At 71.3% G+C, this 10,405-nt stretch carries 8 protein-coding genes; all 8 read right to left on the reverse strand.

Annotated features, from left to right (window positions below; genetic code table 11):
• A partial coding sequence (locus tag AB1634_17060) for a hypothetical protein (protein MEW6221226.1) occupies positions 1-2,455 on the reverse strand: 2,455 nt, incomplete at its 3' end.
• Positions 2,456-3,301: 846 nt separating this feature from the next.
• Complete coding sequence (locus tag AB1634_17065) at positions 3,302-4,204, reverse strand: phosphate/phosphite/phosphonate ABC transporter substrate-binding protein (GenBank protein ID MEW6221227.1); 903 nt, start codon at positions 4,202-4,204, stop codon at positions 3,302-3,304.
• Positions 4,201-4,767 carry a tetratricopeptide repeat protein gene (locus AB1634_17070; protein ID MEW6221228.1) on the reverse strand — a complete coding sequence of 189 codons (567 nt, stop codon included), beginning with the start codon at positions 4,765-4,767 and terminating at the stop codon, positions 4,201-4,203. Before AB1634_17070 ends, AB1634_17065 begins: the two co-directional genes overlap by 4 nt.
• Positions 4,768-4,775: 8 nt before the next feature.
• A complete protein-coding gene (locus tag AB1634_17075; GenBank protein MEW6221229.1) occupies positions 4,776-5,378 on the reverse strand; it encodes a glycine betaine ABC transporter substrate-binding protein in 603 nt (200 codons plus the stop codon).
• Positions 5,379-5,419: 41 nt separating this feature from the next.
• Positions 5,420-6,253 carry a sulfite exporter TauE/SafE family protein gene (locus tag AB1634_17080; protein ID MEW6221230.1) on the reverse strand — a complete coding sequence of 278 codons (834 nt, stop codon included), beginning with the start codon at positions 6,251-6,253 and terminating at the stop codon, positions 5,420-5,422.
• A gap of 43 nt (positions 6,254-6,296) precedes the next feature.
• Positions 6,297-7,754: an adenylosuccinate lyase family protein gene (locus AB1634_17085; protein ID MEW6221231.1), complete on the reverse strand. Its 1,458-nt coding sequence runs from the start codon at positions 7,752-7,754 to the stop codon at positions 6,297-6,299.
• Positions 7,751-9,136: an adenylosuccinate lyase family protein gene (locus tag AB1634_17090; protein ID MEW6221232.1), complete on the reverse strand. Its 1,386-nt coding sequence runs from the start codon at positions 9,134-9,136 to the stop codon at positions 7,751-7,753. The genes AB1634_17085 and AB1634_17090 overlap by 4 nt, the downstream gene beginning before the upstream one ends.
• 189 nt (positions 9,137-9,325) lie before the next feature.
• The coding region (locus AB1634_17095; protein MEW6221233.1) for a Glu/Leu/Phe/Val dehydrogenase dimerization domain-containing protein at positions 9,326-10,405 on the reverse strand (1,080 nt) is incomplete at its 5' end.

The raw sequence follows: 10,405 nt of genomic DNA on the forward strand, positions 1-10,405 counted from the left end.
GGCCGCCGTGGCAGTTGTCGCAGGATACCAGGGTTCCCAGGATGCCGGCGGCGATGGCGTCGATCACCGGCTGGCGGCTGCTGGTATGGCACTGGACGCAGGCCTGGTGCAAGGCCAGCCGCGCCTCGGCTGTGGCCTGGGCATGGCAGGTGGAGCAGTTGCCGGAGGCCGCGAAGCTGTCATGGGCCGCGGCCGCCGAGGCGTTGTTCGTGCCGTGCAGCACCGCGCCACCGGTCTTATGGCAAGCAGCGCAGTTTTGGGCCGTGGTGGCGCCGGCAGCGATGGCGGCCTGGACGACTGTATTGGTGCTGCCGTGGCAGACGGCGCAGTCGTTCCGATGCTGCGCCAGACGCTCCACCCCGGTGGTGGCATGGCAACCGGCGCAGGAGGCATCCGCCTGGACGTTGTTATGGGCCGGCTCGATGCCAGCGAAGGTGGTGGCATGAACCACGGCGCTGCCGGCGTCGCCGCTGTGGCAGTCGAGGCAGTCCTGGAGGGTGCCGGTGGCGCCTACGCCCACGGCGATGGTCGCCGTTACCGCGGCCTTGGTGCTGGCGTGGCAGACGCCGCACTGGCCAAGATGCTGAGCCGCGATGGCGGTGAAGTCGGGGGAGGCGTGGCAGGAGGAGCAGGCGGCCACGGTGCCGAGGTTGTTGTGGTCAGCGGCCGGGTTGGGATGGCCGCTGTGGCAGTTGTCGCAGGAAACTTGGGTGCCCAGGATGCCGGCGGCGATGGTATCGATCACCGGCTGGCGGCTGCTGGTGTGGCACTGGACGCAGGCCTGGTGCAAAGCCAGCCGCGCCTCGGCTGTGGCCTGGGCGTGGCAGGTGGAGCAGTTGCCGGAGGCGGCGAAGCTGTCATGGGCGGCGGCCGCCGAGGCGTTGTCGGTGCCGTGCAGGACCGCGCCGCCGGTCTTGTGGCAGGCGGCGCAGTTCTGGGCCGTGGTGGCGCCAGCAGCGATGGCCGCCTGGACAACCGTGTTGGTGCTGCTGTGGCAGACGGCGCAGTCATTCCGGTGCTGCGCCAGACGCTCGACCCCAGCCGTCGCATGGCAACCGGCGCAGGAGGCATCGGCCTGGACGTTGTTGTGAGCCGGCTCGATGCCGGCGAAGGTGGTGGCGTGGAACGGCGCGCCACCGCTGACATGGCAGGCGGCGCAGGTCTGGGCGGTGGTGGCGCCAGCGGCGATGGCCGCCTGGACGGTAGCATTGCTGCTGGCGTGGCAGACCGCGCAGTCGTTCCGGTGCTGGGAGAGGCGCTCTACCCCCGCTGTCGCATGGCAACCGGCACAGGAGGCATCGGCCTGGACGTTGTTGTGGACCGGCTCGATGCCGGCGAAGGTGGCGGCGTGGGAGGCCGCGCCGCCGGCTGCGCCGGTGTGGCAGTCGGCACAGTCCTGGGCGGTACCCGCTGCCCCTTGGCCCGCGGCGATGGTCGCCAGCACCACCGGCCTGGCGCTGGCGTGGCACAGGCCGCAGAGGTTGCCGTGCAGGGCATTGATGGCGACAAAATCCGGCGTGGCGTGGCAGCTGGCGCAGTCGGGGCTGGCGGTCAGGTTGTTGTGCTCGGCGGCGACGCTGGGATGGCCGGCGTGGCAGTTCTCGCAGGAGACCGGCACTCCGGTCGGACCCCGGCCGGTGGCGACCGTGGCCAGCACCTCGGGCCGGGTGCTGGCATGGCAGGTGAGGCAATCGCCCAGGTGGGCGGTGAGGATGGCGTCGAAGTCCCCGGTGACGTGGCAGGTGGAGCAGTTGCTGCTGGTGGCCAGGTTGTTGTGATCAACGGCGGGGGCGTGGATGCCGTGACAGTTGTCGCAGGATACGGGGGTGCCGGCCCGGCCGGCATTGATGGTGTCCACCACCGCCTGGCGGGTGCTGCTGTGGCAGCGGCTGCAGTCGTCCCGGTGCAGGGCCAGGACTGCGGGAAAATCGGCGCTGGCATGGCAGGTCGTGCAGGCGGCTGTGGTGGTCAACTGGTCGTGGCCAGCCGCATGGTTGGCCACGGCGGGGTTGTGGCAGGCGAAGCAGTCCACCGGCGTCTCCGCCACGCCAGCGGCCACCACGGCGTCGTAGGTGTCGTTGTGACAGACCTGACAGCCCCGGTTCAGGTTGAAGCAGGTGAAGTTGGGTGTGTCGATGCAGGCCTGGTAGGCGGCCTCGGGAGAGGCATACAGACCCTGGTGCTGGTCGTAGACGTTGGCCACATGGCATTGGCCGCAACTGGCATCGGGCAGCACGGTCCGGTTGTGGGCCGGCTGATGGGGGATCTGTCTGGTGCTCCCGGCGTGACACGGCACGCAGCTCGACAGCACGGCGTGGTTGTTGTGGCAGGTGGCGCAGTCCACGGCCAGGGCGAAGGCCGGGCTCGAAGAGCCGGCGAGCAGGGCCAGCACGAAGAGCGTGGCGAGTCCAAGGCCGTTGCCTGCCATCAACAAACCGGTACAGGTCCTGTTCATTGTTGCCCTCCGGTACAGCCGTGCCTGTGCGAAGATCATGTCGCCCATGCTGCCTGATCGCTGGATGGAATGGCCGAGCCTGGCCTGGGGACCAGGCGCCGCAGAGGAGGCGCCGCCGTCCGCCTTCAAGATGACCTGCCGGGGAGAAGCCAGTTGTTGTCCGATCAGGTAGTCGGGAATTGCGCCGCCTGTGGCTGCCCTCTTCCGGGGCCGGCCAGCTGGCGGCGACCAGGACATCTCTCCCGTGGACGGGCCAAGGGGACCCTGGAGAGATGGAATTCCTAGCCGGACACTAAGAAAACTCCGGGGTTTTCTGGTCCGCAATTGGTGGAACGTTCATTTTCGAGGCAAGCACTTGCTGCCGGCGACTAAGCGCCTGGGCCTGGAAACCGAGCAGCAACAGGGCCGGGAAGCCCCAGGAAATCGCACCGGCGGCAGGGGGAAGGGCAGCTGTCAGGCGGCCAGGAGAGCCGGCTGACAGGCTGAAACACCACCGACTTGCCCGTTGTCCTCTGGCCGGGGAGACCGGAGCACGAAAACGGTTCGGGCTTGCCGTCAAGTTGCTAGCATGAACCATGCCAAGGGTGAGGTGGCCCGGGGCGGCCGGGCAGATACCCGGGCGCGGATGGGTGCCAGGCGGCGCGGGATCAGGGAGCGGCGGGACAAGGCAGCGCCGGACAGGCAGCCGGCGCCGGCCCCAGGCTGCAATTTTTTTTCTTCCTAGGTGAGAAAAATTCTTATTATCGGGACGGGGGGGGGCGAAGACAGCCGGGGCCGGGCCCGGCGATCAGGCAGGGGGGCGGCCAGCCGGTTGGGACGCTGGCCGCAGCAGCAGGAAGGGCGTGCTCAGTAACGCTGGTAGGGTGGCATGTTGGTGCGGCGGGCCAGCTCGCGCACCGGCTCGAAGTCGGCGTCGGTGATCGGCTCGTAGCCGTCCACCAGGGCCCGGGCCAGGATCCGTACCCGCTCGCCGCCCACCTCCACGGTATCCTCCGGGGTGAGGGCCAGGACCGCCTCGCCAAAGGCCTTGGCCAGCCGCTCGTCCACCTTCTGGGTATAGCCGAAGTTGCAGTAGGGAATGGCCGGCGCCCGGGCGATGATCCGCAGCTCGTCGGGTCCCAGACGGCCGTCGTCCACCATGGTCTCGATGTCGTCCAGGGGGATGGAGCCGGCATCGAACCGGCCGAACAGGACGCCGTAGATCACCTTCTCGTGCTTGAAGGAGCCGGACGGGATGGCGTAATAGGCCAGATCGGTCTCCGGGTCGAGGCCGCTGTCCATGAGCAGGGCAACCTGACTCATGAAGCCGGTGGGCGCCAGCATGGGCCCGAAGGCCATGGTGCGGCCTTTGAGATCCGCCACGCCGTGGATGGCGCTGTCGGCCCGCACCATGATCACCCCCTGGGAGCGGAAGCCCAGGGAGCCCTTGCGCTCGGCCGCCAGGACCTCGACCCCGTGCAGGCGCTGCAGGATCACATAGAGGAGGGAGTTGGTGTGGGTGAAGTGGAGGCCCTCCACCTCCCGGGTGAAGTCGACGGTATCGATGGCCGCGGCCTCCAGGCGGATGCCCAACTTTCGCTCCAGATAGGCGGTCATGGCCGTGAAGCGGGCCAGGGTCTCCTTCTCCGAGTTGCAGATCATGTAGCCGATCCGGTAAACCGGGCCGCTGAGCTCCTTGCCGGCTGGCGCTTGGCTCTGGCAGCCGGCAAGGGCGGCCAGAGCCAGCAGTGCCCACACGAGACGCTTCATGGCTGACCTCCGGACGGGGCGCCGGGCCGTCCAGCGGTGCGCTGGCGCAAGGCCTCCAGGGCAGCGGCCAGCGCAGTCCGCTCCTGGGGGTCGGCTGCGGGCTGGCCTGCGGCCAAGCCTTCCCGGTAGGCGGCCTCGGCACCTGGCAGATCACCCTGGGCCTCCAGGGCCTGACCCAGGTGAAGATGGACCGCCAGGTCACCGGGCCGCGCCCGGCGGGCGGCGGCAAAGGACCGGACCGCGTCGGCGGGCCGGCCCTGGGCGGCCTGCACCAGGCCAAGCCCGTCCAGGGCATCGGCGTCGTCGGCCTGCGCCGCAAGAACGCGGCGCAGCTCCGCCTCGGCATCGCCCAGCCGGCCGAGCCGGAACAGCACCATGGCCAGCTTGTTGCGGGTTGCGGTGTCCTCGGGCTGGAATTCCAGGAGGATCCGGTATTCCATCTCGGCCACCGGATCCGGGGTGTCGTCCGGGTCGATGTGGGCCAGGGCCGGGGGAGCGCTGCCGGCCAGGGCCAGGAGCAGCGCCAGCAGGGCGGGCCGGCAGCGGCCGGCAGGGCGTCCCATGGCGGTCCTCAGATGAGCTTCTTGGCCCGCAGCCAGTCCCGGGCCACGTTGTTGGGCTTGTTGCCGGACTGGACCTCGCCGACCAGGCCGGCAAAGGCCGCATCGTCGATGGCGCCAGCCAGCTTGTTGAGCACCCGGGGCAGGAGGGGAAAGTTGGCCAGCACATCCTGGCGCAGCACAGGGGCGCTCACCGTGGTGGGGCCCCCTTCCTGGGCCGAGCGGAAGCCGAAGGGGTTGAGCCACACCAGGCCCAGCTCCTTTTCATAGGCCTCCTTGGCAGCCAGGTACTCGGCATTGGCCTCGGGAAGCCGCTCCTGCTTGAGCATCGCCATGGCGCTGGCGGTGTCCTCCACCAGGATGTCCGCCCGCTCCTCCTCGTTGGCTGAGCGCAAGGCCTGGTAGAGCTTGGCCCGGTCGTCGAAGAAGCGGATCTTGACCGTGGTGCCGGTGCGCTCGTTGATGAGCTGGGCCACCAGCTCGGCCAGCACCCGGCCCTGCGGGGTATCGACCGTGCCGACAAAGAGAAAACGGCCGACGCAGGCCCACGCCTGGCCGGTCAGAAGGACGGCGAGTCCGGCTATGCCGGCCAACAGGAGACAACGCCTGGTCATGATGGCACCTCCGATCAGGGAGCCGGCGCCGGCCGTGCCGATCAGCCGGCCGCCGCACCAAGGCTCTGCAGGGAGTGGTACAGGGTGTAAAGCCCCAGGCCGGTGATCACCAGGGCGCTCACCAGGCCGATCTTCTGGGCCAGCCCCAGGTTTTCGCCCACCATTTCGGTCAGCCGGCCGGCCTGGGAGAGGACAACGCCGACGGTCATCATGACGATGCCCAGGCCCAGGCTGAAGGCGAGCGCCACTGCCAGCCCCTCGGCGATGCGGCCCGAGCCCACCGCTGCCAGAAGGGTGGCGATGGCCGCCGGGCACGGCACCAGCCCCCCGGACATGCCCAGCAGGAAGAGCTGCCACCGGCTGGCCCCGGCCGGGCTCGCCAGCCCATGGCCGCCGTGCCCGTGGCCGCCATGCCCGTGCGCATGCCCCAGCTCGTGGCCGTACCCCCCGTGGCTATGCTCATGTCCGTGCTGCCGTCCGTGCCCATGTCCGTGCTCCAGTCCGTGTGCAGCCTGCCCCTGCCCCTGCCCAAGCCCGCCCAGCAGATGCCGGTGGCTGTGTCCCACCTTGCCGGTAGCATGGCGGTACAGCTGCCAGATGCCGACGCCCAGGATGATGACCGCGGAGACCAGGCCAAGGCTGCCATGGAGCTGGGCTTCGGTGTACGACCGGGCCAGGACCTTCGCCACCACCCCCAGGACGATGACGCTGAAGGTGTGGGTGAAGGTGGCCACCAGCCCCAGAACGATGCCGTCCAGGGCCCGGCCCCGGGAGCCGATCATGTAGGCGGCGATCAGGCTCTTGCCATGGCCCGGCTCGAAGGCGTGCAGGGCGCCCAGCCAGATTGCGGTGACGTACAGCCCCAGATTGTCCATGCTGCTCCTTCGTGATCAGTAAGGTCTGTTGCCGGCGGCTGGCTCAAAAGACCTGGGCATCCGAAAGCCGGCAACAGCCATCGGCGCCGGCCAGGGGGCAGGGCCGATCCGGGGCCTGCGCCAGGGTCGCCAGCTGGCGGCCGGCCTCGGCCACCAGCCGGTCCACCAGGAAGGCGGCCTGGCCCAGGGCCGCTTCGGGCCTGAGGTCGCCCCCCAGCTCTTCCCGCCGGAAGCGGCCGGCCACCTCCGGCAGCTGGGCCAGGGCCTCGGCCAGGGAGCAGCCGCGGTCGTGGGCAGCCATGGCTGCCTGGTAGATCAGCCGGTGGGCGGTCTGCTTGCCCAGTACCGTGCCCAGCCGGAACATCAAGGCCTCGCTGTTGATCCGCTCCGCCGCGGCCCGGGCATTGGCCGCCATCCGCTCCCGGTCCACGGTCAGGCCCGCCAGAACCTGGCGGCTGAGGGCGGTGCAGGCGCTGGCATAGAGGCCGGCGGCGGCAAGGGCCGCCCACTCCAGGCGCACCGCCCGGTAGTCCCGCTCGTGCTCGCCCACCAAAGTGTCGAAGCCCACGCCGGCGGCGCTCTTCACCAGCCGGGCCAGCACCACGATCTGCTCGCAGGTCTCGGGGTTTCTCTTGTGGGGCATGGTGGAGCTGCCGATCTTGCCGAAATGGAAGGGCTCGGCCAGCTCGCCGATCTCGTCCCGGGCCAGCTGGCAGATCTCGTTGGCGATCCGCGCCAGGCCACCGGTGACCAGGGCCAGCACCGCGGTCAGCTCGGCGCTGCGATCCCGGGCCGCATGCCAGCTGGTGGCCGGCACCGCCAGGCCGAGCCTGCCGGCAAAACGGGCCAGAAGCTCCTCCGCCTGGGGCCCCAGGGAGGCCATGGTGCCGACGCCGGCAAAGAGCTGGGCCACCAGGAGCCGCTGCCGGCAGGCCGCCAGCCGCTCCCGATTCCGGGTCAGCTCATCGAGCCAGCCGGCGGCCTTGAGCCCGAAGGTGTAGGGCAGGGCCTGCTGGCCATGGGTGCGGCCCACCATGAGGGTGGCGCGGTGCTCCGCCGCCAGCGCCGCCAGCAGCCGGCCGATCTGCACCAGGTCCCGGTCGACGAGATCACACAGCTCCCGGAGCTCCAGGGACTGGGCGGTATCCTGGATGTCCTGGGTGGTGGCGCCGAAGTGGAGCCATTCGCCGGCCTCGCCCGGGGTCAGGGCCTGCCAGGCCCGCAGGAGCGGGATCAGGGAATGGCTGCTCGTAGCCAAGTCGGCCCTGATCGCCCCCAGATCGAAGCGGCCCAGATCGGCGCTGGCGGCCAAGGCCTCGGCAGCGGCCTGGGGGATGATGCCCAGCTCCGCCTGGCTGGCGGCCAGGGCGACCTCCACCTCCAGCCAGCGCTGCAGGCGGCGCCGGTCGCAAAAAATCCGCCTGGCCTCCGGGCTCGCGTAACCGTTGCCGAAGAGGAAGGAATCGACGATATGGGCCCGGGGGAGGCAGCTGGCGGTCATGCGGAAAGGAGGCTTACCGGGTCAAGGTCTCGCGCGGCGCGGATCGTCCGGAGGGCACGCTCCACCAGGGCGGCTGTCTGGCCGAGGTAGTCTGCCGGCCGCTCCAGGCGGGCAAGATCGGCGGGGTCGAGAAGGGAGCCGATCTCCGGATCGGCGGCCACAAGCTCCGCCAGCGGGCGGCCGGAGGCCTGGCAGCGGGCCGCCAGCTCTCCCAGCCGCTGCTGGGCCTTCGCGCGGCCCAGGGAAGGGGCCAGCCGGAACTGCAGCCATTCGCTCATCAGGAAGGCCCCCTCGGCGGCCAGATTGGCGGCCATGCGCTCCTTGTCCACCTCAAGGCCCTCCACAACCCTCCCAAGATACTGGAGGGCCGTGCCGCTGTAAATACAGATCTGGGGCAGGGCCAGCCACTCGGACCACAGGGCGCGGCCGTCCCGCTCGTGCTCGTGGCCCATGGCCTCGGCCGCCACCCCGGCCAGGGCCCGGACGTGCCGGGCCAGGACCACGACGCGCTGGGCCAGGACCGGATTGCGCTTGTGGGGCATGGTGCTGCTGCGGGCGGCGCCGGCCGGCGCCGGCTCCCGCAGCTCCCGCAGCTCCGAGCGGCCCAGCTGGCAGATCTCGTTGGCGATGCGGCCGCCGGTGCCGGTGACCAGCATCAGCCCGGCCGCCAGCTCGGCCACCGTATCCCGGGCATTGTGCCAGGGCAGAAGAGGCGAGCCCAGGCCCAGGCGGCTGAGGGTCAGGTCGGCCACCGCCACGGCCTGGGGGCCCAGGGCCGCCAAGGTGCCCACCGCGCCCCCCAGCTGGCCGACCAGCAGCCGGGGCGCCATGGCCTGCAGCCGCTCCAGATGGCGCCGGATCTCCAGGGCCCAGCCCGCGGCCTTGAGGCCGAAGGTGATGGGCAGGGCGGCCTGGCCGTGGGTGCGGCCGATCATGGGCGTGTCCCGGTGGCGCTCGGCGAGCCCCAGCACCAGCTCCTCCAGCCGGCGCAGGTCCCGGTAGATGAGCGCCAAAGCGTCCCGGATCTCCAGCACGGCCGCGGTGTCCAGGATGTCCTGGGTGGTGACCCCGTGGTGCACCCAGTCGCCGGCCTCCGGGCCGCAGGCCTGCCGCAGGGCGGCCACCAGCGGCAGGATCGAGTTGCGGCTGCGGCCATAGGCGGCCCGCAAGGCCTCCCGGTCCAGGCCGTCCAGCCGGGCCCGTTCCCGGATGATGGCGGCGGCCGCCGCCGGGATCACCCCCAGCTCCGCCTGCACCTGAGCCAGGGTCGCCTCGATGGCCAGCCAGCGGCCGAGGCGGGCCTCCTCGTCGAAGATGGCCGCCAGCTCCCGGGTGGAGAAGACGTCCGCCTGGATGGCAAAGTCGATGGGATGGCTGGGCATGGGGGGCCTCGCAAGCGTGGCAGGTGCAGGCTGGCCGCGTCTGAGGCGGCGTGGCCGTGACCGATTGGCCCCCCTCCCGACCTCCCCCCGCTGCGGGGAGGTCGGGGGTACAGACGCCACGGCAGGTGGTCTGTCTCCCTCCCCCAGCGGGGGAGGGTCGGGGTGGGGGAATGGATGCGCGCCCGTCTCTCAGCCGGCGGGCAGCGGCCCGTAGGGCGGCCCGCCAGCTGGTGCCACCGGCTGGCGGCACCAGTCCAGGGCGACCTGGGTGGGCGGCCGGCCTTCCTGGCGGCTTTCCGTCAGGACCCGCTCCACCAGGGCGGTCATCCGCCGGCAGACATGGTCGAGCACAGCCTGGGGCTCGGGGCGGGCGGCCGGGCCGAACAGGCCCTCCATGGACAGGGAGCCGCCGCAGCCGGTCAAGAAATCCGGCAGCACCAGCACCCCGCGGCTGGCCAGCCCGGCCGCCGCGGCAGCGGTGACCGCCAGATTGGCCCCCGGCACCACGGCCCGGGCGGCCAGCCGCGGCCAGGCGTCGTCGTCGATGGCGTGCTCCACCGCGGCCGGCACCAGACAATCGCAAGGCGTCTCCAGGATGGCTTCCCGAACGGCAGCCCGCATGCCGGGGCCGGCCGGCGGCAGCCCGTTGCCGGGGAGGGCCAGGAGGGCCGGCACCGGCAGGCCGGTCTCCCCGGTGGCCACCAGGGCGTGGCTGGCATCGGCGATGGCGGTCACCCGCACCTGGGCGGCGGCTAGCACCGCCAGGGCGCTCCGGGCCACGGCGCCAAAGCCCTGCACCGCCACCCGGGCCTCCCGGGGGGCAAGGCCCAGCCAGGGCAGGACCGCCAGCACCGCGGCGCCGACCCCGTAGCCGCCCCGCAGCCAGCCCAGGGTCTGGCCGCCAGGCAGCACAGCCTCCAAAAGCTGCATCCGGGTCACCAGCTCCGGGATCGTGATCCCCTGGGCCCGGGCGATGGCCATCTTGACGCTGGCCAGGCCCAGGCCGCGGCCGGCCGCTTCCAGCTCCTCCATGCGCAGGTTCAGGTCCGGTCCCACCGAGTAGCGCTGCTCGATGTAGGGCCGGATGGCCGACAGGAAGCGGGCCAGGGCCGCCGCCTTGCCGGGAGCCGCGGGATCCCGGGCGATACCGGCCTTGGCCCCGTCCACCCGCAGGGAGGCCACCCGCATCTTGCGGGTCATGTTGGCGGCCATGGCGATGAGATGCTCCCGGGTGAGGTCGGCCTGCACCCGCAGGCCGCCGGCGGCCAG

This window comes from Thermodesulfobacteriota bacterium (genome assembly GCA_040755095.1).
In the GTDB taxonomy this organism is placed as follows: Bacteria; Desulfobacterota; Desulfobulbia; order Desulfobulbales; family JBFMBH01; genus JBFMBH01.